Source organism: Methylobacterium sp. J-072 (assembly GCF_022829425.1).
Lineage (GTDB): Bacteria > Pseudomonadota > Alphaproteobacteria > Rhizobiales > Beijerinckiaceae > Methylobacterium.
Genome location: NZ_JAKSYK010000196.1, coordinates 25,811 through 52,507 on the forward strand (window position 1 = coordinate 25,811; position 26,697 = coordinate 52,507).

Below are 26,697 nucleotides of genomic sequence, written 5' to 3' on the forward strand. Positions count from 1 at the left end.
GCCGAAAAAGCTTGCCGATGGCAAACCCGCAGGTGGCTATTCGACCGGCGGCTGGAGGCGTCCGGGCGCTTGGCTGGCCGAGCCATCGACGTAGCGATCCACTCCCGTCGCACGCCCGGACGGAGTTGGATACATCACCGACAAGATCGCCCAGTCGTCCCAAATGAACAGAGCTATCATTCTTGCCCGAATATGGGGACGCCTCGATCGCGAGGGCCCTCGCTCTCCCTCCGATCGCCCCGAGCCAGCACCAGATGCCGAACTTGATTGAGTCCAGCCTGCGTGCCACCGCCGAGGGCCTGGTCGCGTTGGTGGCGGCCTGCAATCGGCTGTGCCTTCCGTGGACGCAGCACCCCTTCGCGGTCGGCGTCCATGCGCCGATGCGCGAGGAGCTGACCCTGCGGGATCTGCGCGTGACCGGGACGATCCCGGCGGGGCTCGACGGCCGCTACCTCAAGATGGGCGCCAACCCCGCCGGCCCGACGACGCGCGGCCACGACTGGTTCCTGGGCGACGGCATGGTGCACGGTCTCTGCATCCAGGACGGGAAGGCCTTGTGGTACCGCAACCGCTGGATCGGCTCGCGTGCGGCATCCGCAGCGCTCGGCCGGCCCGCTGCCCCGGGGCCGCGCCGCGGCGACGACACCGTCAACACCAACGTCGTCGAGATCGGTAACCGCGCCTTCGCCGTAGTCGAAGCCGGCAGCTTTCCCGTCTTGTTGTCCGAGGACTTGGAGGCGCAGCGATACGATCCGTTCGACGGCACCCTCGCCGGCTCATTCACTGGACACCCGCATCGCGATCCGGCGACCGGTGAGACACATGCCATCGCCTATGACGGCCGCATCTGGGACAGCGTTCGACACGTCGTCATCTCGCCCGCCGGTCGCGTTGTGCGTGACGTAGCGATTTCGGTCGCGCACGGCCCCTGCATCCACGATTGCGCCATCACGACGCGCTTCGTCGTCGTGATGGACCTGCCTGTCACCTTCTCAATGCGGGCGGTGCTTGCAGGATACCGCTTCCCGTTCCGCTGGAACCCGGCCCACGGCGCCCGTGTCGGCCTGCTCCCGCGGCATGGTACTGCCGCCGACATCGTGTGGTGCGCAATCGAGCCGTGCTTCGCCTTCCACGTCGCCAACGCCTACGACGACGCTGACGGGCGCGTGGTCCTCGACGTCGTGGCCTACGAGAGGGTGTTCGCCTCGGCTGGCGGCGGCCTCGACGCACCGGGCTGGCTGGAACGCTGGACCGTCGACCCGGCGACGGGGCAAGTCGACCGTCGGGTGATCGATTACGCGGCACAGGAGTTCCCCCGGATCGACGAGCGCCGTTTCGGACAACTTCACCGGTACGTCTACACGGGCTCCGTCCCCGCCGACGGCAACACGCAGCTTGTGGACGCGACACAAATCTACAAGCACGACCTTGCAACGGGGGAGCGGCACGTGCACGAATTCGGCCCTGACAGTGTCCCGGGAGAGTTCGTCTTCGTACCGGCCTGGCCGGAGGCCGGCGAAGACGAGGGCTGGCTCGTCGGGCTTGTCGTCGACACCGTGAGCGACACGACTGATTTCATCATCCTTGACGCGCGCGCGTTCGAAGCGGCGCCCATCGCCGCCGTCCACCTCGGGCACCGGATCCCGCCGGGCTTTCACGGGAACTGGTTTCCAAAGCATACGGCCGGGTGACTGTCGCCGGATGCTTCGGCACCCAATACGCGTTAATCTGCTGTAGGACGTGCGGTAGTCGGCCCCCGCCGCGTTTCGATTCATCGGGCTCCAGATGCCGGCAGCGCCCCGGCCTTGCAATCGCAGGATCGCAAGATCGACTGGGTAGGAGCCTCGTCGCATTACCGAACGACGTCAATCCTGCAACGACCGAAGTCTCGCGCGGCTGCTCCAGGGTGCTGGTCAACACATCAGGGCGAGTTGAGATGCGACAGACACTTTGAGCCCACAGACCCTGCCTTCCCCGCGCCCGGGATCCTGACCACTGCATCTGCGCTCACAAATCCGAGGCGTGCGGTAGAAAGGCGCATCGTCAATGCAGGTCGGCTTCACAGATAGATCGGACAAGCCTGAAATTCCGGCTCACTGACCCGAGAGTCTTAGGGCGAGTAACGCCCCACTACCGATGGATGTTCGCTAGAAACGATGGTTCTTGATTTGCATTATCGCAACAACGACTTATTCCAAGGCCCTTGAGGCAGCAGAACTAGGCGACCTAAAATGAATGCGGATGGAATTGGTCGCGGCACCTCGATGGTGCCGGTTTGCTCGCTAATTATTTTGACTCTGGTATCATTTGCGACCCCCGTTTTAGCCTTGGATCCGCATGACACTTTGCGTGACTGGAACGCAGCCTCAGATGCTGACCGAGACCGCCTCCTGAAGAAGCTGGCGGAATCCACCGACGGAGCTGCTTCTCGCAACGATGTGGTGTCCTGCTTGAATGACGCGGCCGGAATGGCTCCCCATGCCGATTTAAGCGTCGCGGACGTTTTCATGGCCTGCACGAAGCAAGCTATGGGGAAGTCAATCTAAGCCCTCGTCTAGACATTTAACTTGATTTCGAATAACGGGAGTGCTCCTGTAAATACGGTAAATTGCATCGGTGGAGCAAAACAATATTAGCGCCACTACTGTTCGTCGAACAATACCATTTAGGTTCGGTAACAATGCTCTCGCAAGCGGTTATACTTTAGATGACCCCCTTATTTGGCGGGATGGTTCTGTACTAGTTGGGGTTTGCCTCGTTCCTGTCCTCGCTCGGGACCGCCCCGAGCGACGTGGTCGTTTAGGTGGCCCAGGTGCTCGAAGACGTGTTCGAACGCTGCGGTGACAGCCTTCTCGCATGAACCGTTGCCCTTGCCTTGGGCGTCCTTGAGGGCGCCAAGCAGAGCGCGGTGCTTCTCGGTATCGGCAGACATGCGTTTCTCCCAGCCGGCGACTGGCCGACTCGGTGAGCCAAGCTCCTTCTTCGGTGCCAGTTCCTGAAGGGTGATGCCGGCTCCGACCTCAGGGCGCCGTTCACCACCGGTCATGCGAAGAGCGGGGCTTGGCAAACGGCCAGCTGCTCTCCGGGATGGAGGACCTGACCGGATAACTCGTGTCGAAAACGTTCGACCCCAGCATCAAGCATTTGATCGTCGCAACCTAACCGCTAGAGGAAAGACTGCTTCCCGCCAACTGAGAGACAAACCACGCGGTGCTTTGCCACCGTAGCGCCGTAGACCTCACCGTTGACGTGACTCCCCCCTTAAAAGTAGCCCTCCCTGAGGTATGGCTTTGAGCCATGCCGAGGTTGACCCCGATTGTGATCAACGGCCTATGCGAGTTCTCGGGCTATCGGAGGGCTCCCCGGATCTTGGTTCGGGCGAAAGGTGAGCCTCCGGGTCTCATTCTGCGGCTTGTTGCGGGTGTCGAACACTCCGTGCCCCCGGTACCCCAAGACCGATCGCCTTTGCAATCGCCGAGCGTTGCTCAGCGTAGCTGGGGGCCACAGTCGGGTAGTCGCTGGGCAGGCGGTAGCGGGCACGGTACGTCTCAGGCGTAAGACCGTGGGCGGTGAGATGTCGCTTTAGGGTCCTGTACAAACGTCCGTCAATAAAGCTCATGATGTGGTCACGCTGGACCGATCTGCGGATCTGTGCAGGAGTTGGGACTTCAGTGGTTGCGATGGCTGAATGGAGTTCGTCTGATGGCTGTCCCAGGTTGCAGAGTGCCCAATGAATGGACTCGAACAAGCCTGGCAGATCAGCGGCTGCGATGTGATTGTTGGTCACATAGGCGGCCGTGATCTCAGCTGCTAGCTTAAGGCATGAGTGTGGCAGTAAATCTTGAGAAGACATTTTAGTCATTGAAGTTTTCCTCACATTGCCCCCCCTACTACCGGCAAAAGCATAAGACTGATTCCACTTGCTGGGTCTTCCAGAGCCAGTAGATATTTGCATAAATAAGCGGCCTGTCGCTGGACTTTTGAAGGATTCCAGCGACAGGAAGCTGTGTTGACAGTCAAAGCAGGCTGCGAATTGTCGTTACTTGTAGGTTCTGTTGCCTGGAGATGTTTTTCAAAGCGATCGTCATTTTAGCTTGGAAAGGAGAAATCCAAGTTCGATCAGTACGACGTCAACAAGTTCGCGTAGCTTTGGGTCAATAAGTTCGTTGACGGTTTGTCGAAGATCCAAGGCTTGCTCGGCGGCGCGCCTTATGAGCTCACCCCCGTCATCGACATGGCTGCCATTGGCCAGCGCGTTGCTCATGACATGGTGGCCTTCTTCAGCTTGCCAGCCGGGCAGCGACCCGGCTCTCTGGCGCCAAGACCGAGTCCGTGCTTCCGCGCATCTTCTGGAGCTGTCGGAGGCTGCGGCCGTCGAAGCCGGCATTGACCGCGACGATCTCGACGTCATCGATCATCTGCGGAAGCCCAAGTGGCAGGGCATGGATATGCAACTGAAGCAGCCGTAGAAGCCAACTCGTCGGCATTTCGGAGACAAAGCCTTTCAGGCCTCGCGACAACCCCCACTCGACGATGCCTGTGAGAATGGCCAGGGCTGTTGGATTAAGCCGACGGCCCGAGGTGCGAGCGGAACCGGCGACGCCGATCCGACTCCATTCGACGATATGCGGCGAGGAGGGTGGCACGCCTTCGCAAAGCTGAGGCAAATGCGTGGAGAGAACGTAGGGGCGTGCAGTTGGAAGAAGTCTGGAGTATCCCACAACCTCATCTTCGTCGACTGCTAGAAGATGGACGGCGTGCTCGTCGTCAAACTCGTCGATCTCACGCTTGTCATCGCGCGCGATTGCCGCCCAGCCCATCTCCTCCACGAAAATCCTATGCCGCAGGCGCCACGCTTGCTCCATTAGGTCTCGGTTATGATCGATATTCGCGGCAGTGATGACTTGAATCATGAAACACCTCCGTGCTTGGTGTGCCCGCCCGACGAGGCGCGCGACACCACGCGAACGCGTGGTGTCCGCCCGTTTGTTGCGCGGTGTGGGCTATTTCCGGAGATGAGGTCTCGGTGCTATCGTCAGTTGAAACGCGGCTCGAAGCTTTCGAGAGCAGACGATTGGGGCTGTCGTGAGCCGAAAATCACTCGATCACACGCTCAAGTTGCTCAAAGAGCTTGACCGAGCTGTCAGCGTTCCCGAAGTGGTTTCAACCGTACACCGCCAACTCGCGGGTTTTGGGATCGACGCGATCATCGCCGGGCTTCTCCCTACATCTTCCGCCCTGACCGGCTTCAACCGGCAGTTCCTGGTGATGGAAAGCGTTCCCGACGAGTGGCGGCAACGGTACCTGCATCGGCGCTACGCCGCACACGATCCGATCGTCGTTCAAACCCTGCACAGGCAGACGGGATTTGGCTGGCGCGACCCCGCACTTCCGTCGCCGACGTCGGAGACCGCTGTTCAAATCATGAACGAGGCGGCCGAGTTCGGCCTTCGCGACGGCTACACGGTCCCCCTGACGACCGTCGAGGGTGAGATCGGCGGGATGAGCTTTGCGGGCCGCCGGCTCGAGATAGCCCCTGAGCATCGCGGAATGCTGACGCTTGTCGCGAGCTACGCCTTCGGTCACGGCCTCCTTGTGCGCGGCCAGCCAATTGAACAATCCGCCGGCCTTTCACCGCGCGAGCGTGAGACCCTTCAGTGGACCGCTGAGGGAAAAACCGATTGGGAAATCGGCGAGATCATGGGCATCTCGGAACACGGGGTCGACTCACACCTGCGCGGGGTGCGCACGAAACTTCGAACACGCAATCGGGCTCAGTCTGTCGCCGAGGGTTTCCGGCTCGGTTTGATCGTCTAGGTACGGGGCATCCCGCATCGGCCGACAGAAAATTCGAGTAGCCCTTGGAGCACGACGAGCGAGACGATCATCTTCTGCGATTGATTGCGGCAGCCCTCAGCGTACCTGTGCAAACGTTTGCGACTGAAGTTGCTGTCGAACTAGACAAGGCCGGTGATCTGCACGGCACATACCTGCTCGCCAGGTTGATTCGGGCTTTCTGCGCACTTCAGAACGACGATGAGCGGCTCGAGGCGCTCCGCATAATCGAAGAACGAACAAACCGGACTTCTTGACGCAGGCCGCACATCACGCGCCGATAAAAGATGGTTCCGGGCGCCAACGTCTGAGCCGCCACGAACGACAGCATCTGACCGGAAGCTGCCGGTCGGCTTCCAAGAAGGTCCACCGGTTGAGCGTACGGACTGCTACTATTTCAACTCGGCCGCTCAAGCTGCCAACGGCGATTCTCCAACGCTGTTGTTCTAGGGGCGACTTTTATCCGGCGTGGAAGGCTACGCTCACCGCAGCCGCGTTGCGTCGATGACCAGGAAGTACTGGCAAGCCTCCGCCCCGAGATTGGTGAAGGCGTGCCCGGCATCGGCCTCGAAATACAGGCTGTCCCCTTCCTCGACCACGAGGGACCGCTCTCCGATGACGGCGCGCAGGCGCCCCTTCAGCACGAAGATGTATTCCGAGACGCCCCTGCGGTGGGCCACAAACTCCCCCGCCGTCGCCCCCGGCGGCAGGGTGTTGAGCACCATGTCGATCCCCCGGCCCGGCAGGACCGGTGAGAGGCAGCGGCGCAGGAAGCCCGATTCCTCGTCCCGCAGCACCGGCTGGCGGGCGGCGGGGATCAGCAGCACCTCCCGGTCGGTGGCCGGCGACATCAGGCGCGAGAAGGTCACGTCCAGGGCCTCGGCGAGCCGCGAGAGCACCGCCGTCGATGGCACCGCCTCGCCTCGCTCCACCTTGGAGATCATCGAACGGCTCACCCCCGAGCGGGCGCTCAGCGCCTCCAGGGAGAGATCTCGCTCCTTGCGCCGCCGCCGGATTTCTTCGGCGAGCACCTGGAGCTGCGAGCGGGCCTCCGCGTCGGCCTGCTCGCGCCGCCCCTCTGTCATGACCGTCATCGGCACGTCGTCCTGGTCCCCCGGCCAGAGCGCTCCCACGTTCCCGGAAGCTCGCGGGAGGGACTTAGCACGACCGGCGCGGCCGTGTCCGCTGGACCGAAGCGTTCGGTTGGCACGCGGCTTGTATCACCTGGAGTGGAAATTCCTCCTGCAAAGTGGATGTCCGACATGCTCGACACCGCCCTCCCGATGGATGGAACCCTGCTGGCCGCGCAGGATCCCGTGACCCCTGCGGACCGCCGCCAGATCGTTTGGTCGAGCGTCATCGGCACCACCATCGAGTGGTACGACTTCCTGATCTACGGAACGGCCAGCGCACTGGTGTTCAATAAGCTGTTCTTCCCCAGCATCGATCCGGTGGTGGGGACCATCGCCGCGTTCGGCTCCTACGCCGTGGGTTTCCTGGCGCGGCCCCTCGGCGGGGCGGTGTTCGGCCATTTCGGTGACCGGGTCGGGCGCAAGGCCATGCTGGCCCTGACCCTGATGATCATGGGCATCGGCACTTTCCTGATCGGCTGCCTGCCGACCTATGGGCAGATCGGCATCCTGGCCCCGGTCCTCCTCGTCGCCCTGCGGCTGGTCCAGGGCATCGGGATCGGCGGCGAATGGGGCGGCGCCGTGCTGATGGTGGTGGAGAGCGTGCCGCAGGAGCGGCGGGGGTTCTACGGTAGCGTCGTCCAGCTCGGATACCCGATCGGGGTGATCCTCTCGATCGGCGCCTTCGCGCTGACCGGCCTCCTGCCGGAGCAGGCGTTCCTGTCCTGGGGCTGGCGGGTGCCGTTCCTGGCGAGCGCGCCGCTGGTCCTCGTCGGCCTGTTCATCCGCCTGCGGCTGCACGAGACCCCTGCCTTTCGAGCGATCAAGGCAAAAGCGGCGACGGCCCGGCTGCCGGTGATGGAGATCCTCACCGAGCATCCGGGCCTGTTCCTGAAGGCGGTGGGCCTGAAGGTCTCGGAGATCGCCTATGTCAGCGTGGTGACCGTGTTCTCGATCTCCTACGTCACCGGCCAGCTCGGGCTGTCACGCGGCGTGATCCTCAACGGGATCCTGATCGCAGCGGTGATCGAACTCTTCACCATCCCGGCCTTCGGCTGGCTGTCGGACCGCTACGGCCGCAAGACCTTGTTCGTGGCCGCCTGCCTGTTCTCGATCGCCTTCGCCTTCCCGATGTTCCAACTCCTCGACACCCGTAACCCGACCATCATCGCCCTGACAGTCGCGGTCGCCCTCAGCTTCGGCCAGGGCATCATGTTCGGGACCGGGGCCGCCTGGATGTCCGAGATGTTCCACGCCCGCTTGCGCTACAGCGGCGCCTCCCTCGGGTTCCAGGTCGGCGCGGCCCTGAGCGGCGGCTTCACCCCGCTGATCGCCGCCGCCCTCCTCACCTGGAGCGGCGGGGCGACATGGCCGATCTCGACCTATCTCATCGTCCTCGCCTGCGTGACGCTCGTGGCCACCTACCTGGCACCCGAAACAGCCCGGCGGCCCATCGACTGAGCGAGGTGACGGCCGCATCATTGATGCAAAACCCTACGACCCTTTTGTGGACATTCGTCCACTGCGGTGGAATATAAATCAGGCAAGAATGCCTCGAAGGAGGGCGGCTTTGACCCGAACGATCATCGCTACGGAGGCCGCCGCGCCGGCGGTGGGACCCTATGCTCAGGCCACCCGGGTGGGCGACCTCGTCTTCGCCTCGGGGCAGCTGCCGATCGACCCCGCCACGGGGGCGTTCCCGGAGGGGATCGAGGCGCAGACGCGCCGCTCGCTTGCCAACCTAGCGGCGGTGCTGGAAGCCGGGGGCGCCAGCCTCGCGAGCGTGGCCAAGACCACGGTGTTCCTGAAGAACATGAACGACTTCGCCGCGATGAACGCCGTCTACGCTGAGCACTTCCCAGAAGCCGCCCCGGCGCGCTCGACCGTAGAGGTGGCGCGCCTGCCGCGCGACGCCCTGGTCGAGGTCGAGGCCATCGCCCTCGCGACAGGACCCGCCCGATGAGCACGACCGCGGCCCCTCCCCATATCGAGGCCTTCGCCCACAAGGTCGGCTCGGTCGCCCACGGCGTGCCCGGTGGCGCCACCGGGTGGCAGGGCAGCCTGCTCCACATCCACATTGCCCCTGCGGCGAGCTACGAAATGGAGGAGCTGACGGAGGCCCGCTGCGTCGCCGGCCGGGGCATCGAAGGCGACCGCTATTGCCTCGGCACCGGCACATACTCGCCCAAGGCCGACACCCGCGAGGTGACGCTGATCGAGCACGAGGTGCTCGACGCCCTCGCGCGCAACGATCCGCCGCTTCAGGATGGGCCGATCCACCTGGCGCCCATCGACCACCGCCGCAACCTCACGGTACGTGGTGTGCCCCTCAACCACCTCGTCGGCCGCCGCTTCCGGGTGGGCGAGGTGATCCTGCGCGGGGGGCGGCTGAACTTCCCGTGCAAATACCTTGAGGAACTGCTCGGCCTCCCCGTCTACCTGCCGCTTTACAACCGCTCCGGCCTCAATTGCGGGATCGAGCGCGGCGGCATCATCCGGCCGGGCGATCCGATCACCCTGGTGGAGTAAGGCGATGTCCGCCCGCATCGTCATGAAGCTGACGGTCGTGGAGGCCCTGGCCACCACACCGGAGGTGGTGCGCCTCACCCTCGTCCATCCGCAGCGCCCTCAGTTGCCCGCCTGGGAGCCCGGCGCCCATGTCGACCTGCGCCTGCCGGACGAGCGGGTGAGGCAGTACTCTCTTTGCGGCGACCCCGCCGACCGGAGCCGGTACGTTCTAGCGATCAAACGCGAGGAGGCGGGGCGTGGCGGTTCGGCCTGGGCGCATGCCCACCTCGCCGCCGGCACAACCGTCCCCATCTCGCATCCGCGCAACCATTTCCCCCTGGCCGCCGGGGCGCGCCACCACGTGCTTATCGGCGGCGGTATCGGCGTGACGCCCGTCGCCGCCATGGCACGGCACCTGGCCGCGACCGGGGGCGACTTCACACTCCACCTCTGCGCGCGCTCTGCCGCGCATGCCCCCCTGCTGGAGGAGCTGCGCGCGGTCTGCGGTGAACGCCTGCACTGCTGGTACACTGCGGAGGGCCGACGGCTCGATCCCGCGACGCTCGGGCCGCCGGAGGACGGCGCCCACCTCTACGCCTGCGGACCCCAGCGTCTGACGGCGGCGGTGCAGGCGCTGGGCTGGCCGGCGGAGCAGGTGCATGTCGAGCATTTCGCGCCTCTGGTCGATGAGGGCTACGTGCCCGAACCCTTCGATGTGCAGATCGCCTCGACTGGCGCGACCCTGCATGTCCCCGCCGAAACCTCGCTCCTGGAGGTCCTGCGCCAGAACGGGGTCAAGATGCCCTCGTCCTGCGAGATCGGCGTGTGCGGCGCCTGCGAATGCGGCTATCGGGAAGGCGACGTGATCCACCGCGACGTCGTGCTGCCCCAGGCCAGACGCCTAGACCACCTGATGCCCTGTGTCTCCCGAGCCCGCGGGACCGTGACGCTCGCCCTCTGATCACTTGCAGCGCGACCCCGGCTCATTGACCGGGGCGCCTCAGCCCCGGCACGGGCCGCTCGTGATGAAGGCCACCGTCTCGGCCATGCCCTGAACGAGAAGATGCAGTGCCACGAGCTGAATCGCCTTGCCTTCAATGAGTGAGCGACCGCCGCTGGCTTTGTCGGACGGGCGCTTCGAAGCGAGTCCGCTTTCAAGTTCGGCGGTGACGCGGTCAGATGGCTGCATTGGGCGCCAAGCCGAACGATCGCTTTTGCGCCCATCGGCGATCCGGCATGGCGTAGTCTGGCCAAAAGCTGTCTGTCCGGTTTCTGGCAACCGGTGGCGTGAAGCAGACGGGTTGAATCGCTCCCGCTTCCAACGCAGCGGCGCCGAGATGTTGCTGTCACGCAGCAGGAACTTGGAGCCACTACGATGCACGGCCCCCCCGCCGGTTGAGGGCCAGCGCCAGGAGCGTGCAGACCGCCCCGGAGAGGAGGTAAGCCCCAACTGAGACCAGCCCAAAGGTACTTGCCATCAGCAGGGCGACGAGCGGCGCGAAGCCGGCGCCGATGAACCACGCGGCTGTCGCCGTCGTGCCCGCGCCCGTGTAGCGATGCCGAGACGAGAAACTGTCGTTTAACGCACCGGAGGACTGACCGAAGGCGAGCCCCAGAAGCCCAAAGCCGAGCAGCACGTAGGTCCATTCGCCCGCCAAGCCGCTGCCGAGCAACTGGGGGGCGAAGCCGCTGTAGGCGGCGATCAGGATGGCGGACAAACCAAGCACCGTTCGGCCGCCGATCCGATCGGCTATAAGCCCGGACAAGGCGACAGCCAGCAATCCGACGGCCGCCCCGGCAAGCTCGATCACCAGGAAGTTCAGCGGAGCGTCGCTAGACGTGAGGACCACCCACGAGAGCGGGAACACGGTGACGAGATGGAACAGCGCAAAACTCGCCAGGGGAGCGAACGCGCCGAGGATCACAGTCCGCCATTCCTCGCGGAACAGGCCGGCCACAGGGGACGGCTGGAGCTCACGGCTCTGGTACAAGCGTTCGAATTCGGGAGTCGAGATCAGCCGCAGCCTGGCGAACAGCGCCACGACGTTGATCACGAAGGCGACGAAGAACGGGTACCGCCAGCCCCAGTCGAGGAAGTCCGCCGGTCTCAGCGTGAGAAGCAGAAACGCGAACAGGGCGCTGGCCACGAACATCCCGATGGGCGCGCCGAGCTGCGGGACCATTCGGAACCAGCCGCGCCGCTCCGGCGGTGCGCTAAGCGACAGGAGTGCAGGCAACCCGTCCCAGGTGCCGCCCTGGGCGAAGCCCTGCCCGATCCGCAACACGGCCAGAATAACCGCTGCGACACCTCCGACCTGTGCGTAGCCGGGCAAGAACGCCATGGCGGCGGTCGATCCCCCAAGTAGGAAGAGCGCGACAGTCAGCTTGACCCCCCTCCCGTGCCTGCGGTCGACCCACATGAACGCGAGCGCGCCGAAGGGCCGAGCGACGAATGCCGACGAGAAGATCGCGAAGGAGTAAAGCGTGCCGGTGAGCGCGTCGGCGTAGGGGAAGATCAGCGACGGGAACACCAGTACCGAGGCGATCGCGTAGACGAAGAAGTCGAAGAACTCCGACGACCGCCCGATGATGACGCCCACCGCGATCTCGCCGGGCCGGATCCGATGCTCCCGCGCGTTGACGAGGCGGGCGTCGCGCTCCAGCGGCGTCGAGCTCGCGGCACTGGCGGTCGTGGCTGCCATTCGTTCGATCCTCCCCTCCACCCCGCCGCGGGGCCTTGTTCCGGGCGCCCGCAAGACATCAGGGCCGGCCACCAACCATAGCGGCTGAAAATCCAGCGCGGTTTGACCGCGGTCAAAGTCGACCGGAAGCTCGGCGGCTATTCGAAGGGCCATGCCCAGCCCAGCAACCAGCCTCATGAAACGGGCCACCGGCCTCCCACTCCTCGTCCTGCCGCTGCTGCTCAGCGGCTGCGACATGGTGGTGATGAACCCGACCGGCGATGTCGCCTATCAGCAGCGCAACCTGATCCTGTTCTCGGTCGGTGTCATGCTGCTCATCATCGTGCCGGTGATGGTGCTGACCGTGCTGTTCGCCTACCGATACCGGAGCGGTAACCCGAACAAGATCTACGATCCCAGCTTCGACCATTCGACGACGCTCGAACTGGTGATCTGGTCCTGCCCGCTGCTCATCATCATCGCGTTGAGCGCGGTGACCTGGACGAGCACCCACCTGCTCGACCCGTTCCGCCCACTGGAGCGCCTCGCGCCGGGCGTTCCCGTTCCGCCGAACGCCAAGCCGCTGAACGTCCAAGTCGTGGCGCTCGATTGGAAGTGGCTGTTCATCTATCCCGACCTCGGGATCGCGACCGTGAACGAGCTGGCACTGCCGGTGAACGTGCCGGTGCGCTTCTCGATCACCTCGACGGACCAGTTCAATACCTTCTACGCACCGACCCTCGCCGGCATGATCTACGCCATGCCGACCATGCGCTCGGAACTGAACGCGGTGCTTAACAAGCCCGGCGAAAGCTGGGGGTACTCGGGCAACTACACGGGCCGTGGGTACTCCGACATGCGCTTCAAGTTGCGTGGCGTCGAAGGGGCCGATTTCGACCGCTGGGTGGCGGACGTGAAGGCAGCCGAAAGCGGTTTGGAGTTGTCCACCCTCGTCGAGCTGGTCAAGCCGAGCGAGAAGGTGCCGGTGATGCACTTCGCCTCCGTCCAGAATGGCTTGTTCGACCGCGCGGTCAACCGCTGCATCGAACCCGGCAAACCGTGCATGATCGACGTCATGCGGCGGGACATGCAGGCGAGCGGCGGACATCCGCACCATGCGCACCCGGCCCCCGCCATGCCGCCGGGCCGCGAGGCGCAGCCGCTGACCGGCATCAAGCCGAAGTCTGCGCTGGAGAAGTCACCCGACGAGAAGGGCACGAGCCCGAACGTCACCAAGCCGGTCGAGCCCGAGACCCCCGGCCAGCTTAAGCCGGGCGATGGGCGCAACCGCGACCTCCAGTAGCCCGACATCGAGCTCTTTGCCGCTCCCGGGGCGCAGAGCAGGCCTAATCTCTCGTCCACGGGACCATCATGACCGAAACGACACTCAAGACGATCTTCGGCCGCCTGGGCTGGGAGTCGTTCCCGATCCACGAGCCGATCCTGTTCGGTACCTTCGTCGTCGTCGCGCTGCTGGGCCTCGCCATCGTCTGCGCGGCGACGTGGTTCCGGCTCTGGGGCTATCTGTGGAGGGAGTGGTTCACGAGCGTCGATCATAAGAAGATCGGCATCATGTACGTCATCCTCGGCATCATCATGCTGCTGCGCGGCTTCGCCGACGCACTGATGATGCGGGTTCAACAGGCGATCGCCTTCGGGGCCAACGAGGGCTACCTGCCCGCCCACCACTACGATCAGATTTTTACTGCCCATGGGACGATCATGATCTTCTTCGTGGCGATCCCGCTGGTGGTCGGCCTGATCAACTTCGTGATGCCGCTCCAGATCGGCGCACGCGACGTCGCCTTCCCATTCTTGAACAACCTGAGCTTCTGGCTCACCGCGGCCGGCGCGGTGCTGACGATGATCTCGCTGTTCATCGGCGAGTTCGCCCGGACCGGCTGGCTGTCCTACGCGCCGCTGGCCGAGCTGTCCTACAGCCCGGATACCGGCGTCGACTACTATCTTTGGTCGCTGCAGATCGCGGGTGTAGGTACGACGCTGTCGGCGATCAACATGGTGGCGACCATCATCAAGATGCGCGCGCCCGGCATGACCATGATGAAGCTGCCGGTCTTCTGCTGGACTGCGCTGTGCTCGAACGTGCTGGCGATTGCCATCTTCCCGGCGCTCACGGTCGCGTTCTTCCTGCTGATGCTCGACCGCTACGTCGGGACGAACTTCTTCACCAACGAGCTCGGCGGAGCGCCGATGATGTACTGGAACATGGTCTGGATCTGGGGTCACCCCGAGGTCTACGTGCTCGTCCTGCCCGCGTTTGGCATCTACTCGGAGATCACCTCGACCTTCACCGGCAAGCGTCTGTTCGGTTACACGTCGATGGTCTACGCGACTGTGGTCATCACCATCCTGTCCTACTTGGTCTGGCTGCACCACTTCTTCACGATGGGGGCGGGCCCAGCTGTCAATAGCTTCTTCGGCATCGCCACGATGGTGATCTCGATCCCCACGGGGGCAAAGGTCTTCAACTGGCTGTTCACGATGTACCGCGGCGACATCCGCTTCGAGCTGCCGATGATGTGGGTGGTGGCCTTCATGCTAACCTTTGTGGTCGGCGGCATGACCGGCGTGCTGCTCGCGATCCCGCCGGCGGACTTCGTGCTCCACAATTCGCTCTTCCTCGTGGCGCACTTTCACAACACCATCATCGGCGGCGTCGTGTTCGGGCTGTTCGCCGCCATGGTCTACTGGTTCCCCAAGGCGTTCGGGTTCAAGCTCGACCCGTTCTGGGGGAAGGTCGCCTTCTGGGGTTGGGTGGTGGGCTATTGGGTCGCCTGGACGCCGATCTACGTGGTCGGCCTGATGGGTACCGCCCGCCGCGTCCACCACTTCGACGACCCGAGCATTCAGCCATACTTCGTCATCGCCGCGATCGGGGCGCTCATCATCCTCGTCGGCATCCTCGGCTTCGTGATGAGCATCGTCATGGGCTTCGTGAAGCGCGAGGAGCTGCGCGACACGAAGGGCGACCCGTGGGGCGGCCGGACGCTCGAATGGTCCACCTCGTCGCCGCCGCCAGCGTACAACTTCGCCTTCCTGCCCGTCGTGCACGACCTGGACGCGTGGTACGACATGAAGGCGCGCGGCTACCAGCGGCCCGCGGACGAGTTCCGCCCGATCCACATGCCGCGGAACACCGGCACGGGTGTGATCCTCGCCGGCCTGTCGCTCGCCCTCGGGTTCGGCATGGTCTGGTACATGTGGTGGCTCGCCGCCCTGACCTTCGTCGCACTGCTCGCCTTGGCGGTCGGACACACCTTCAACTTGAAGCGCGACACCTTCATTCCGGCCGCCGAGGTCGCGGCGACGGAACGCGCGGCAGCCGCTGGCCGTGAGGGCTTGAGATGACCCATCGCACAACCGACGCCCGCGAGGTCGCCATTACCTGGCACCACCTGGATCCGGACGATCACGACCATGGCGGTGGCTCCACGGTCCTGGGCTTCTGGATCTACCTGATGAGCGACGCGCTTATCTTCGCCTCGCTGTTCGCGATGTTCGGCGTGGTGAGCACCAGCTACGCCGGCGGTCCCGTCCCACGGCAGATTTTCGATCTGCCGCTGGTCGCCCTCAACACGGCGCTCCTGCTCGCTTCGTCCATCACCTTCGGACAGGCCATGCCGCACATGGAGGCGGGTCGGATCGGCCCGACGCGGCTCTGGCTCGCGGTGACCGGGCTGCTGGGCGCCGCCTTCGTCGGCGTCGAACTCTACGAGTTCTCGCACCTAATCGCCGAAGGGGCCGGTCCGCAGCGCAGCGCGTTCCTGTCCGCCTTCTTCACCCTGGTCGGGACGCACGGCGCGCACGTCACCGTCGGGCTGATCTGGGTCGTGACGATGCTCGTCCAGATCAGCCAGCACGGGCTCACGAGCGAGATCAGGCGCCGGGTCGTGTGCCTGTCCATGTTCTGGCACTTCCTGGACATCATCTGGATCGGCGTCTTCAACTTCGTCTACCTGTATGGAGTGATCCGTTGAGCACCCGTCCCGTCCATCTCGCACCCGAGGGTCATGGGGCCGCTCACGGGTATGGCAGCCGCCGCGGCTACCGGATCGGCGTCGCGCTCTCGATCCTGCTTACGGTCGTCCCGTTCTGGCTGGTCATGTCCGCGGCGCTGCCTGATCCGGCGGTGACGGCGGCAATCATATTCGCGCTGGCACTCGTCCAGATCGTCGTCCACGTCGTCAGCTTCTTGCACCTCGATACGCAGTCGGAGGACGGCTGGACGTTGCTCGCCTTCTTGTTCACGGCCGTGATCGTGGTGCTGACGATCGGCGGCTCGGTGTGGGTGATGTACCACCTCAACACGAACATGATGCCGATGCCGGATGGCGCCATGTCGACGATGCGCTGAGCCGGTCAGGCGCAGCCGTGACGGGGGAGACTTCTAGTAGCGGCCGAGCTGCGCCCGGCTCATCAAGCATGTATCCGCCGACGCCGGCATGACCACACGAGTGTGCGTCAGGAGATATCGATGATGGCGCCAGACACATCTAGCGACAGCCCGATACACGCCTCGGGACAGTCGTGCGTCATTCAGGAAGCAGACCTGGATCGTATGATGACACGTCACGAGCAGCTAGCGTGCCTATGCGATCTGTTGGAAGCCTGTGCCGACAGCTTGCCCGTCTGGCCGACGGACACACAGGCTGAACGGCTGCGCCTGGCGCTCGGCGCGTTCGTCGAGGGAGAGAGGGAAGGCGATGCGTTCATCACCAGGATCTTTGGGTGGGCGGGGCAGGATCCGCTGGCGGCGGCATTGATGCGCCACGTCGATGCACGCCACACCGATGACCTCGTGCACGCTGAGGACCTGATCGCAGCGCTGCAAGCGGGGCCGGTGCCGAACGGCAGGATCTCGGCCGAGACTTTCGGGTACATGCTCCGCTGCTTCTTCGCGGCGGGCCGCCAATCGATGGTTTTGGACGAGTTTGCGGTCCTGGCACTCGGCCGCGATCACCTGACGGCCAGCGGCCAGTCGCTGCTCTTCGACAGCCTCTGCCGGCGGGCGAGTTGACGCCTATCGGGCCGCCGCCCGAGCACGAAGCGCATGTGTATCTTTGATCGTCACCGTCCGATTGCCCGAGAGGGCGAGCACGCCGGCGCCCTTCAGCTTCGTGAGTTGTCGGCTCACCGTCTCGATCGTCATCCCGAGCACGTCTGCCATATGACCGCGGGTCATCGGCAGATCGAAGGTTGCCGGTTGGTCCGATCCCGGTCGCCGGGCACATCGCTCCGCTCGTGCAGCCATGTCGATGAGGAGTCCGGCCACCTTCTCACCGGCCGAGAGGCGGGCCAAGCTCAGCATGCGACCGCGCGCCTCCTTCAGCGCTCGTAATGTACGCTGGAGCAGGAGGTTCTCCATCGGCGCGTGCTCCTCCAGAAAGTGCTCGAAGGGCCGTCTCTGGACCGTACACAGTTCCACATCGGTCAAGGCCGTGACGGTGAAGGCGTGCTCTTCTGCGTAGGGCTCACCGACGAAATCGGCCGGGTAGAACAAGCCAACAATTTGCTCTCGTCCGTCGGCCGTGGCGGCGACCATCTTCATGACGCCCGACAGCAGATTGGCACAGATCCGGCTCTCGTCGCCCGCCCACATCACGGTCTCGCCCGCCGTGACGCAACGGCGCTGGCACAGACCGGTGAAGGCGATCACACCCTCGTCGTTGAGGCTGCTGCACAGCGCGTGTTCGCGGACGGGGCAGTTCGCGCAGATCTCGGTCGGCACCGATCCAATCCTTGAAGGTGACAGCAGGCAGGCGTGCTGGCCGGGACCTGCGTGAGATGAGATGCGTGGATCGTCGGTCACGAGCTTGCACCCGCACCCCAGGGCGGGTCGACATGGTCACCGAAGTGGGCAGCAGGCTCGCAGTGCCCGGCGCCGCCTACGACAAGCCGAGCTTGCGCGGGGATGGCTGGGACGGTTGGGCTTGCAGGTCGGGCATCGGTGTCTCCGTGATCAATTTCTCCGAACTGATCCCGTCGGGCCGCCGGGTCCTTGTCTCAGATCAAGGCAACAGCTCCAAATGTCAGGGCGTCCGCGCGCCGAAGCATTTTGGCTGCGTTATCCACCGAGGCGTTCAAGTCGGGGCATGTCGAGCAGGCGGACCCCGCCAGGTACGATCAGGATGAGCTTCTCGCGGTCTAGGCGTGTCAGCGTGCGGCTTACCGTCTCGATGGTGAGGCCGAGATGGTCGGCGATGTCCTGTCGGCCCATAGGCAGCTCCAGCGTCACCGAAGTCAGGCCGATGCGCGCGTAGCGTCCGCGCAGGGCAACCAAGAAGCTCGCGACCTTCTCCTCGGCCCCACGTCGGGCGAGCAGCAGCATCAGCTCCTGCGCGAGGCCGAGCTCGTAGCCGGCGCGCTCATGCAGGCGCTGCAGGAGATGGGGCTTTCGGACCATAAGATCTTGGAACGCACGGCGATCGAAACGGCAGACGGTGACGGGTGACAGGGCCTCGGCGGTCACCGTCTGCCGCTCCGTCAGCACGAGGCCGAGGAAGTCCCCGACAAGAGCGAAGCCCATGACGTGGCGGCGTCCGTCCGGAAGCAGGCGCGAGAGGCGTACGGCTCCCCTGGTGACGTTGTAGACGGCCGTGGTTTCCTCGCCCTGCGAGAAGAGAGTCTGACGCGCATCGAGCACGACGTGCCGGCTGAGCAATTCGAGCTCGTTCAGTTCCTCTGGTGTGAGTGCGGAGCAGACGCTCACGATGCGAACTTGGCAGTGGGCACAGCCACCCTCGGTGCGTCCATGCCGACACGGATGCCGCTCAGGGCCGCAGGTCTCGCTCGGCATCAGCCACGTCTCGGACTTCCTCACGGAATGACGAGCTTACCCGATCCACTCTTGAAGCGCACAATGGAAACCCGCCGCATCATGCGCACGGCACTTATGCACCCTGATCGCGCGCTGTGTCATCCCAAAGCCCCGTCTCTGTCCCAAACGGGTATCTGAGCGGTGCAGTGAAATGCGCCAGCTCCACGACCTCGCAGGTATCGGCTCGCAGCCGCCAGTCCGAGATGCCGAGGGCTCGGCAGAAGAGCGCTTTGGCCTCCCAAACTGCGCTGACGTCCGATCGCGCGCGTAGCCGCGTGCGGCGTTGCACGATGCACCGATCGTGCCCGGCGCCATCCAGGACGATCTTGTGAAATGTGATGAGATATTCGCGCATGAAACCTCCCCGCATGGGACGTTTCAAACCTGCCGAATTTATCTGACTACGCTTTGATCTGAAACAATGCACCCACGGGAAGCAGCCGGCTGAAGTTGGCCGAAAGCGGAAAATCCGCTTTCAGGCGTAGGGCTACTGGAACCGGACATTCTGGCGTAGTTCGATCGACTGGCTTTGCAGCCCTACGAAGAACGCGATTCTCCAGCAACGTCTGCCACGATCACCGCATGTTCGATTTGCAATTTGGTGGAACGAGCGCTGCGATGGCTGCGGGGCGTTCCCCACAATGAAGAGCACCCCTGGAGGGTCCGGGAGGGTTGTGGCAGGCTCCTTAGTGGGGAAGCTGCTCATCGGTGAGAGCGGACCACACCATCGCGGCGGCGGCGAGGGCCGCTAGACGCAGTTGCCCCACTGTTACCTTGTCGCGCGTATCGGCCGCCGTCAGAACGTACCTGAGATTGGAGTTTCCTTCATCGAAGCCTGCGACGAGGCGCAGGGCCGGGACGCCGTGCCGCGTGAAGTTGGCGTGGTCCGAGTTGGCCATTGGCGGCAGGAAAGTCCCGACGGGCACGCCCGCCGCGCCGGTGGCTCGCTCAGCCCAGGCCGCAAGGCCTGGAAGGCCGCTGCACAAGGCCGTCAGACGGCCGGAGCCGGCGACCGAATCGAGGTTGATGTTCAAGGCGAGGGTCTCGCGCTCGGCCTCGGGCAGTCGGTCTAGATAGACCCGCGAGCCCGTCAGGGCCCATTCCTCGGCGCTGAAGAAGGCGAGGCGCAGTCCGCGCCGGAAATGCCCCGCATGAGGGGCGAGCGCCCGCGTCACGGCAAGGGCCGCCGCGACACCGGTGGCGTTGTCCATCGCGCTCTCGGCGAGATCGTGTCCGTCGAGATGGGCGCTCAGCACGACAGTCTCGGCGGTTTGCCCCGGCAGGTCGAACAGGATCGCCTCCGTGCTGGCTGCGAACTCCGTTGCGACGATCGTGAGCCGGGCCCGGGCGTAGCCCGCTCCTGTAGGCGCGAGACGTGCAGCGGCCTCTGGCGTGATCCCGAGGGCGGGGATTCCGTCTTCCCGGCCCCGGCCGGATGATCCCGCGACCGGGCGTGTCGGAAGGGGTCCGGCGATTAGGAAGCCCACGGCACCCGCCTCCCGCGCCCAGGCATATTTCAACCGGCGGTGGATGTGCCCAGGCGCGAACATGTATTCGTGCCGTACCAACGCGATGCGGCCCGCCAGGAGGGGAGCAAGCGCGGTGAACTCTGCCTCGGTGCCTCGCCCAACATCCACGACCTCCGCCTCCAGCCCGGAGGGCGGCGTGGCGACGGTGCGCACGAGGGGATGGCAGCCCAGCGGAGCGGTCCGATCCCCCTCGACGCGTTCCAGCGTGGCGGAGGATGACCGCCAGCCGTCATAGGGCGTCGGGACGATCCCGGCCGCGCGCCCCGCCGCCTTCTCGCCCAGGCACCGGAGGAGGGCTTTTGCGGCATCCTCCGATGATGTGCCTGCGAGGCGTCCGCCACAATCACAGATCGCCGCGAACTCGTCCGGCAGGAGGCGGTCTGACAGAATCGAGGCCGCGACGGAGGAGGGGAGAGGCTGCGTCACGAACCGTGCTCCATCAGGTAGGGCCGAACGTGCCGGTCGATCTCCCCAGCGAAGGCCTCAGCGAGACGGGAGAGGCCGCTCTGCGCCGGCTTCAGCACGGCCACCTCGTAGACGATGCGCGGGGTGAACGGCCGGAGGACGATGTCGGGCGCCGCGTAGCACGCCGCGCTGATCGGATCGACCAGGGCGATCCCAGCACCCTCTGCCGCGAGGTTCAGCGCGGTCGCGAAGAACTCGCACCGGACCATGATCCGCAAATCCGCCCCGTGCGCGGCGAAGGCCTGAGCGATCGCGGGAGTGGTGCCGTGCGCGGGAAGCAGCCCGATCATCGGCACGCCGTCGAGCAGCGCGGGGGTCAAAGTCTCGTGCATCGCCAGGGGATGATTCGTCTTGAGAGCTGTGACCGCCGCGAAGCGATACCGGCGGACGACACTGTCCTTTTTGTCGAAGGGCGGCTCGGCGATGCCCAAATCGAAGGCACGGGCCGCAACGAGATCCCGGATCTCGAGCGAGGAGCGAGTCAGCAGGTTCAGGCGGACGTCCGGCCGCGTCCGCTGGAACTCCGCGACGATGCGGGGAAGCCAAGCGATTCCGGGGCTCGGGTTGGTGGCGACCGTCAGCGAGCCGCGGGCGGTGGCGGCTATGGCGGCGGCCGCATCGTCGAGTTGCGCGACGCCGGCGAGGGCGCGGACGGCCTCTCTGTAGAAGAGCATCGCCTCCGACGTGGGCACCACCTGCCGGCCGTCCCGACGGAAGAGAGAAAAGCCGACCGCCCGTTCGAGGCGTGCCAGCCCGGCGCTCACGGCCGGCTGCGTGACGCCGAGAGCGCGAGCCGCCGCCGTCAGGCTGCCGTTCTCGATGATCGCAGTGAAAAGTTCGATCTGGCGAAGATCCATAACTATGATTTATCGAGCGGCAATCGACTCGCTGGCAAGCCTAAAATTCGAGCGTGACAGACGCTCTCTGATCGCCTCAATCTGCCACCATCACGAACGGTGATGAATGATGGTGGCTTCGGCGCGACGGGTTCTGGTGGGTCAGGAGATCGGGAAGGCGTTCGGGACGCACCGCGTCCTCGATGCCGTGGATCTCACCCTGCACGAACGGGAGGTGGTCTGCGTCATCGGGCCGAGCGGCTCGGGCAAGACCACGTTGTTGCGCTGCCTTGCCCTCCTCACGGCACCGGACCAGGGCCGCGTGCTCATGCACGATCAGGTCGTCGCCAGCGGTAAGGCGGACCGCTCCGTCGCGCGGGCCGCCCGCGCCGTGCGGTCGGACGTCGGCATGGTCTTCCAGCACTTCAATCTGTGGCCGCATATGACCGTGCTGGCCAATGTCATCGAGGCCCCGATCCGCGTGCGGGGGCTGATGCGCGACGAGGCCGTCGCCCGGGCCGAGGCGCTGCTCGCCAAGGTCGGCCTGTCCGACAAGCGCGATGCCTATCCGGGCCGCCTCTCGGGCGGCCAGCAGCAACGCGTGGCCATCGCCCGCGCCCTGGCCATGCGCCCGGCCGTCCTCCTGTTCGACGAGCCGACGAGCGCGCTCGACCCAGAATTGCGGCGCGAGGTTCTGGCGGTGATGCGCGACCTCGCCGGCGAGGGGATGACCATGATGGTCGTGACCCACGAGATGGGGTTTGCCGAGAAGGTCGGCAGCCGCGTCGTCTTCATGGATGGCGGCCGGATCATCGAGGAGGGCGAACCTAAGGCCTTCTTCGCCGCGCCCCACACCGACCGCGCGCGCCGCTTCCTGGCACAGTTCGAGGACTGACCGACACCCGCATTCAGACGGAGGATTGCACGATGACACGTCGTTTCACGGGGTTCCTCACGGCCGTCCTGACCGGGATCGCCCTTCTCGGGGCGATTCTTCCCGCTGACGCCCAGCAAACGCAGTCGCATCTCTACGACATCACCAAGTCCGGCAAGCTGCGCGTGTGCACTTGGCCGCTCTACTACTCGATCTCCTTCCGCAACCCCGCGACCGGTGAACTCGAGGGGATCGACGCCGACCTGATGAAGGAGTTGGCAAAGGACATGGGCGTCAAGCTCGAAGTCGTCGAGACGGCTTTCGGCACATTCATCGCTGACCTTCAGGCCAACAAATGCGACATCGGCATGTTCGGCGTCGGCGCGACCATGAAGCGGGCGCAAGCCGTCGAGTTCTCGAGGCCGTACCTCGTGACCAACGTCTATGCGGTGGTGAAGGGGGACGGCCCGATCAAGCAATGGGGCGACATTGACAAGAAGGGGATCACCGCCGCGGTCACCCTCGGCTCCTACATCGAGCCGTTCATGCGCGGCTACTTGAAGAACGCCGCCGTCAACGCCGTGGCGCCGCCGGCCACCAGCCAAGCGGAACTGATGACGAACCGGGCCGACGTCATCATGAGCGACTTCCCCACCGCCCTGCGCATGAAGAAGGAGTTCCCCGGCGTTACCTACCTGCTGCCGCCGGAGAAGCTCGCGGTGACGCCCTACGCCTATGTCGTCGCGCCGGGCGACCAGATCTGGCTCAACTACGTCAATCTGTTCGTCGACACGATCAAGCTCGACGGGCGTCTCGCCAAGTTCGCCGACAAGAACGGGCTCGGCCCGATCGTCGCGCCGTAGGCCGCCGGCGATGGGCACCTATCAATTCCGCTGGGACGTGATTCCGGCGAATCTCCCGTTCCTGCTGTCAGGCGTCCAGACGACCCTCATCATCTCGGGGCTGACCCTCGTCTTCGCGACGGCGGGGGGGCTTCTGGTCGCGGTCATGTCGAGCTCTCGCTTCTGGCCCCTGCGGATGATCGCCCTTGTCTATGGCGAGATCATCCGCAACACCCCGATCCTCGTGCAACTCCTATGGGCCTATTACGTCCTGCCGATCCTTCTCGGGATCCGCCTCGATGCCTTCGCCGCCGCTGTCCTCGGCCTGTCGATCTACTCGTCAGCCTTCATCGCCGAGGTTTTCCGAGCGGGCATCCAGGCTGTCCCGGTCGGGCACCGGGAGGCGGCGCAGGTCCTCGGACTCACGCCGGGCCAGAGCTTCGTCCGGATCGTTCTTCCGCAGGCGGTCCGCCTGATCCTGCCGCCGCTCGCAGCCAATTTCGTGCAGCTCATCAAGTACTCTTCACTTGCCGCGGTGATTTCCGTGGGCGAGATCACCCGAAGGGGTATGGAGCTATCGTCATCGACCTTCCGTCCGCTGGAGATATTTACCTTCATTGCGGTGATTTACTTCATAATTTGCTGGCCGCTGACACAGTCAATCCGCATCTGGGAGCGCCGCCTTGCCGCGCGCTGACATCGCCGCCCGCCGCGCCCTCGCCACCGACCGTGCCTCCGAGGTGGCCGCCATCGCCCGGCGGCTGATTGCGGCCGCGTCCCCGAACCCGCCTGGGGACACCCGCACGGTCGCCGAGGTCGCTGTCGCCTGCATCCGCGAAACGGTGCCCTCGGCCGAGATCGCGCGGCACGAGAGTGCGGAGGGCATCGTGAACGTGGTTGCCCGGGTTCGGGGCGCGGGCCCTGGCCGGCGGGTCATCCTCAACGGCCATCTCGACACCTACCCCGTGGGTGAACCCGGCGCTTGGAGCGTCGATCCGGCCGGCGCGACCATCGATGGGCTCCTGTACGGACGCGGGGCCGCCGACATGAAGGGCGGGATCGCCGCCTCCATCGTCGCCCTCGCCGGGCTTGCCGACGTCGCGGACGCATGGCCTGGCGAAGTCGTTCTCACGCTGGCCGGAGACGAGGAGACGATGGGCCCCCTCGGAACCCGGTGGCTGCTCGACACCGTACCCCACGCGACGGGGGATGCGGTGATCATCGGCGATGCCGGCTCGCCGCGCGTCCTGCGCTTCGGCGAGAAGGGCTTCCTCTGGATCGAGGTCGAGGCGGTGGGCCGGCCCGCCCACGGCGCCCACGTCCACCTCGGGGACAATGCGATCGACCGGCTGCGCAGGGCGCTGGACCGGCTCGGCGCGGCCTTGGCGGCGGTGCCCGTGGTTGCACCGGCCGCCGTGAGCGAAGCGATCGCGCGGTCGCGTCCCATCTCCGAGCCCCTGGCCGGGGCCGGCGAGACGGACACGCTCGGCCGGATCACCGTCAATCTCGGCCGGATCGAGGGTGGCACCTCGCCCAATCTCATCCCGTCCCGGGCCCGCGCCGCCCTCGACATCCGCCTCCCCGTCGGCGTGGCGGCGGAGGCGGTCGAGACCGCGATCCGCGGCGCCCTCGACGATCCGGACCTGACGGTCCGGGTGCTGCGGAACTTCGCGCCGAACCATACCGACCCGAACCATCGCCTCGTGCGCCTGTGCGCCGCCGCCGCCGGGGACGTGGTGGGTGCCCCGGTCGCGGTGAACATGCGGGTCGGCGGCTCGGACGCCCGTTGGTTCCGGATGCGGGGCATCCCCACCGTCGTCTACGGGCCCACCCCCCACGGCATGGGCGGCCCCGACGAGTTCGCCGCCATCGCCGAACTCGGGCAGGTCGCCCGCGTCCACGCGCTCACCGCCTTCGACTTCCTGAGGGACACACAGCCTTGACCGAACCGCTGTTCACCGCGCCGGAAACCTTCATGGGGCTTCCCGCCGGGAGCCCCGGTCCCGGATGCCGGGCGGCGATCCTCGGCGTCCCGTTCGACTGCGGAACGCACGCCTTCCGGGTCGGGGCGCGGCAGGGTCCGACCGCCGTGCGCCGCCAATCCGGCCTCATCCGCCGGTTCCACCCCTCGCTGGCGGATGTCGACGTGCTGAGCCTCCTCGGCGCCGTCGATTGCGGCAACGTCGCCCTCACGCCGGGGCGCATCGACGACGCGCTGCCCCGGATCGAGGCGGCGGCCGGCGCGATCCTCGATGCGGGGGCCGTGCCGGTCGGGATCGGCGGCGACGGTTCGGTATCGCTAGCCCTCATGCGAGCGGCGGGGCGCCGCCACCCGGGGCTCGTCGCGCTCCATATCGACAGCCACACGGACGCCTATCCCTACGAGCCGGACGACCGCTACAACGCCGCGACGCAGTTCACGAACGCCGCGGAGGAAGGCTGGGTCGACGCCTCCCGGTCCTGGCATGTGGGGGTGCGCGGGTTCACCTATTGCAGCGGCGTGCTCACCCACGCGGCCCATCTCGGTTTCCGTGTCGTGACCGCGGAGACGTTGCTGCGGCGGGGCTTCGCGCAGACCATGGCCGAGTTCCGCAGCACCGTGGGCGAACGGCCGGTCTATCTCTGCTGGGACATGGATGTCTTCGATCCGTCCGTCGCCCCCGGCGTCTGCACGCCCACCTGGGGCGGCCTGACGGCGCGGGAGGGAATCGAGCTGATCCGCAGCTTGAGCGGCCTGAACATCGTGGCGATGGACTTCAACACCGTGAGCCCGCCGCAGGACGTGAACGACATGGCCGCGCATCTGTGTGCGCACATGATCATGGAGGGTATGCTTCTGCTGGCCCGCCGGCACGACCTGATCCAGGACATGGCCTGAGTATCGTCGGCCCGACCAGCCGGGCGTGAGAGATCGCCCTTGGGGGCCATGCCCTGAGGAGAGGCGATACCGGCGGCATATGGAGGGGTTGCCCCCTCCCGCAGTGGGCGAGCACGCCTGTCTTCCAGAGCCTGCGGTCCGGCACGGGGGATCGTAGACAAAGCACGGTCCCGCTCGTGCCGCATGCAGCTTACCGATGCGCCGCTTGCGTCCAAGCCGATCCCCGGCCTTCCGGGGGATGACCATACGCGGGGCGCGATCCTTTGCCCTCAGGTCAATGA

At 65.4% G+C, this 26,697-nt stretch carries 28 protein-coding genes; 16 read left to right on the forward strand and 12 right to left on the reverse strand.

Translation table 11 applies throughout. The features are described from left to right. Window positions 1-254: 254 nt before the first annotated feature. The gene (locus tag MKK67_RS25860; RefSeq protein ID WP_243956495.1) at window positions 255-1,691 is read left to right on the forward strand and encodes a carotenoid oxygenase family protein; all 1,437 of its coding nucleotides are present in this window, start codon (window positions 255-257) and stop codon (window positions 1,689-1,691) included. Between the two features lie 1,025 nt (window positions 1,692-2,716). Here MKK67_RS25860 and MKK67_RS25865 read toward each other — a convergent pair. The 4 genes from MKK67_RS25865 to MKK67_RS25880 form a co-directional block, all read right to left on the reverse strand. Beyond that, window positions 2,717-2,932 (reverse strand): hypothetical protein, encoded by a 216-nt coding sequence (locus tag MKK67_RS25865; protein WP_243970931.1) that lies wholly within the window; start codon window positions 2,930-2,932, stop codon window positions 2,717-2,719. Between the two features lie 468 nt (window positions 2,933-3,400). Then, complete coding sequence (locus tag MKK67_RS25870; protein WP_313899042.1) at window positions 3,401-3,955, reverse strand: MucR family transcriptional regulator; 555 nt, start codon at window positions 3,953-3,955, stop codon at window positions 3,401-3,403. 129 nt (window positions 3,956-4,084) lie between these two features. After that, window positions 4,085-4,264 (reverse strand): hypothetical protein, encoded by a 180-nt coding sequence (locus MKK67_RS25875; protein ID WP_147853238.1) that lies wholly within the window; start codon window positions 4,262-4,264, stop codon window positions 4,085-4,087. A 16-nt stretch (window positions 4,265-4,280) separates the two neighbouring features. Then, on the reverse strand, window positions 4,281-4,913 hold the full coding sequence (locus MKK67_RS25880; protein ID WP_243970932.1) for an acyl-homoserine-lactone synthase: 633 nt from the start codon (window positions 4,911-4,913) through the stop codon (window positions 4,281-4,283). Window positions 4,914-5,085: 172 nt separating this feature from the next. Between MKK67_RS25880 and MKK67_RS25885 the strand changes: the two genes are divergently transcribed. Further along, window positions 5,086-5,817, forward strand: coding sequence for an autoinducer binding domain-containing protein (locus MKK67_RS25885; RefSeq protein WP_243970933.1), 732 nt, complete (start codon window positions 5,086-5,088; stop codon window positions 5,815-5,817). Between the two features lie 500 nt (window positions 5,818-6,317). On the opposite strand, the gene MKK67_RS25890 is transcribed toward MKK67_RS25885, so the two are convergent. Beyond that, window positions 6,318-6,929 (reverse strand): helix-turn-helix domain-containing protein, encoded by a 612-nt coding sequence (locus MKK67_RS25890; protein ID WP_050735884.1) that lies wholly within the window; start codon window positions 6,927-6,929, stop codon window positions 6,318-6,320. A 168-nt stretch (window positions 6,930-7,097) separates the two neighbouring features. On the opposite strand from MKK67_RS25890, the gene MKK67_RS25895 reads away from it, so the two are divergent. The 4 genes from MKK67_RS25895 (at window position 7,098) to MKK67_RS25910 (ending at window position 10,434) form a co-directional block, all read left to right on the forward strand. Beyond that, complete coding sequence (locus tag MKK67_RS25895) at window positions 7,098-8,426, forward strand: MFS transporter (protein ID WP_409568442.1); 1,329 nt, start codon at window positions 7,098-7,100, stop codon at window positions 8,424-8,426. A gap of 109 nt (window positions 8,427-8,535) precedes the next feature. Then, entirely contained in the window at window positions 8,536-8,928 is a 393-nt protein-coding gene (locus tag MKK67_RS25900) for a Rid family detoxifying hydrolase (protein WP_050735886.1), read from the forward strand. After that, window positions 8,925-9,494: an MOSC domain-containing protein gene (locus MKK67_RS25905; protein WP_243957449.1), complete on the forward strand. Its 570-nt coding sequence runs from the start codon at window positions 8,925-8,927 to the stop codon at window positions 9,492-9,494. The genes MKK67_RS25900 and MKK67_RS25905 overlap by 4 nt, the downstream gene beginning before the upstream one ends. Window positions 9,495-9,498: 4 nt before the next feature. Continuing rightward, window positions 9,499-10,434, forward strand: a complete 936-nt coding sequence (locus MKK67_RS25910) for a PDR/VanB family oxidoreductase (RefSeq protein WP_243957448.1) — start codon at window positions 9,499-9,501, stop codon at window positions 10,432-10,434. A 39-nt stretch (window positions 10,435-10,473) separates the two neighbouring features. On the opposite strand, the gene MKK67_RS25915 is transcribed toward MKK67_RS25910, so the two are convergent. Continuing rightward, entirely contained in the window at window positions 10,474-10,854 is a 381-nt protein-coding gene (locus MKK67_RS25915) for a hypothetical protein (RefSeq protein ID WP_243957447.1), read from the reverse strand. Further along, window positions 10,844-12,175 carry an MFS transporter gene (locus tag MKK67_RS25920; RefSeq protein WP_243957459.1) on the reverse strand — a complete coding sequence of 444 codons (1,332 nt, stop codon included), beginning with the start codon at window positions 12,173-12,175 and terminating at the stop codon, window positions 10,844-10,846. Before MKK67_RS25920 ends, MKK67_RS25915 begins: the two co-directional genes overlap by 11 nt. A 151-nt stretch (window positions 12,176-12,326) precedes the next feature. Between MKK67_RS25920 and cyoA the strand changes: the two genes are divergently transcribed. From cyoA to MKK67_RS25945, 5 genes are all read left to right on the forward strand, one after another. Beyond that, window positions 12,327-13,457, forward strand: coding sequence for a ubiquinol oxidase subunit II (gene cyoA / locus MKK67_RS25925; protein WP_243970934.1), 1,131 nt, complete (start codon window positions 12,327-12,329; stop codon window positions 13,455-13,457). Between the two features lie 68 nt (window positions 13,458-13,525). Continuing rightward, window positions 13,526-15,523, forward strand: coding sequence for a cytochrome o ubiquinol oxidase subunit I (gene cyoB / locus MKK67_RS25930; protein WP_243957445.1), 1,998 nt, complete (start codon window positions 13,526-13,528; stop codon window positions 15,521-15,523). Next, entirely contained in the window at window positions 15,520-16,152 is a 633-nt protein-coding gene (gene cyoC / locus MKK67_RS25935; RefSeq protein ID WP_243957444.1) for a cytochrome o ubiquinol oxidase subunit III, read from the forward strand. Before cyoB ends, cyoC begins: the two co-directional genes overlap by 4 nt. Continuing rightward, the gene (gene cyoD, locus MKK67_RS25940; RefSeq protein ID WP_243957443.1) at window positions 16,149-16,529 is read left to right on the forward strand and encodes a cytochrome o ubiquinol oxidase subunit IV; all 381 of its coding nucleotides are present in this window, start codon (window positions 16,149-16,151) and stop codon (window positions 16,527-16,529) included. The genes cyoC and cyoD overlap by 4 nt, the downstream gene beginning before the upstream one ends. Before the next feature lie 120 nt (window positions 16,530-16,649). Then, window positions 16,650-17,192 carry a hypothetical protein gene (locus MKK67_RS25945; protein ID WP_243957441.1) on the forward strand — a complete coding sequence of 181 codons (543 nt, stop codon included), beginning with the start codon at window positions 16,650-16,652 and terminating at the stop codon, window positions 17,190-17,192. A gap of 3 nt (window positions 17,193-17,195) precedes the next feature. Here MKK67_RS25945 and MKK67_RS25950 read toward each other — a convergent pair whose 3' ends face one another. The 5 genes from MKK67_RS25950 to MKK67_RS25970 form a co-directional block, all read right to left on the reverse strand. After that, window positions 17,196-17,903: a Crp/Fnr family transcriptional regulator gene (locus MKK67_RS25950; RefSeq protein ID WP_243957439.1), complete on the reverse strand. Its 708-nt coding sequence runs from the start codon at window positions 17,901-17,903 to the stop codon at window positions 17,196-17,198. A 336-nt stretch (window positions 17,904-18,239) separates the two neighbouring features. Beyond that, window positions 18,240-18,971: a Crp/Fnr family transcriptional regulator gene (locus MKK67_RS25955; RefSeq protein ID WP_243970938.1), complete on the reverse strand. Its 732-nt coding sequence runs from the start codon at window positions 18,969-18,971 to the stop codon at window positions 18,240-18,242. A 94-nt stretch (window positions 18,972-19,065) separates the two neighbouring features. Continuing rightward, window positions 19,066-19,347 (reverse strand): hypothetical protein, encoded by a 282-nt coding sequence (locus tag MKK67_RS25960; protein WP_313899043.1) that lies wholly within the window; start codon window positions 19,345-19,347, stop codon window positions 19,066-19,068. A gap of 331 nt (window positions 19,348-19,678) precedes the next feature. After that, the gene (locus MKK67_RS25965; protein WP_243957435.1) at window positions 19,679-20,947 is read right to left on the reverse strand and encodes a M28 family metallopeptidase; all 1,269 of its coding nucleotides are present in this window, start codon (window positions 20,945-20,947) and stop codon (window positions 19,679-19,681) included. Further along, a complete protein-coding gene (locus MKK67_RS25970; RefSeq protein WP_243957433.1) occupies window positions 20,944-21,843 on the reverse strand; it encodes a LysR family transcriptional regulator in 900 nt (299 codons plus the stop codon). Before MKK67_RS25970 ends, MKK67_RS25965 begins: the two co-directional genes overlap by 4 nt. A gap of 109 nt (window positions 21,844-21,952) precedes the next feature. On the opposite strand from MKK67_RS25970, the gene MKK67_RS25975 reads away from it, so the two are divergent. The 5 genes from MKK67_RS25975 to MKK67_RS25995 are packed head-to-tail and all read left to right on the forward strand — an operon-like array spanning window position 21,953 to window position 26,416. Next, complete coding sequence (locus MKK67_RS25975; protein WP_243970976.1) at window positions 21,953-22,717, forward strand: amino acid ABC transporter ATP-binding protein; 765 nt, start codon at window positions 21,953-21,955, stop codon at window positions 22,715-22,717. 32 nt (window positions 22,718-22,749) lie between these two features. Next, window positions 22,750-23,559 (forward strand): ABC transporter substrate-binding protein, encoded by an 810-nt coding sequence (locus MKK67_RS25980; RefSeq protein WP_243943951.1) that lies wholly within the window; start codon window positions 22,750-22,752, stop codon window positions 23,557-23,559. Window positions 23,560-23,569: 10 nt separating this feature from the next. After that, the gene (locus MKK67_RS25985) at window positions 23,570-24,235 is read left to right on the forward strand and encodes an amino acid ABC transporter permease (RefSeq protein WP_243957432.1); all 666 of its coding nucleotides are present in this window, start codon (window positions 23,570-23,572) and stop codon (window positions 24,233-24,235) included. Continuing rightward, the gene (locus MKK67_RS25990) at window positions 24,222-25,481 is read left to right on the forward strand and encodes a M20/M25/M40 family metallo-hydrolase (RefSeq protein ID WP_243957431.1); all 1,260 of its coding nucleotides are present in this window, start codon (window positions 24,222-24,224) and stop codon (window positions 25,479-25,481) included. Before MKK67_RS25985 ends, MKK67_RS25990 begins: the two co-directional genes overlap by 14 nt. Then, the gene (locus tag MKK67_RS25995) at window positions 25,478-26,416 is read left to right on the forward strand and encodes an arginase family protein (RefSeq protein ID WP_243943945.1); all 939 of its coding nucleotides are present in this window, start codon (window positions 25,478-25,480) and stop codon (window positions 26,414-26,416) included. Before MKK67_RS25990 ends, MKK67_RS25995 begins: the two co-directional genes overlap by 4 nt. The last annotated feature ends 281 nt before the right edge of the window (window positions 26,417-26,697 follow it).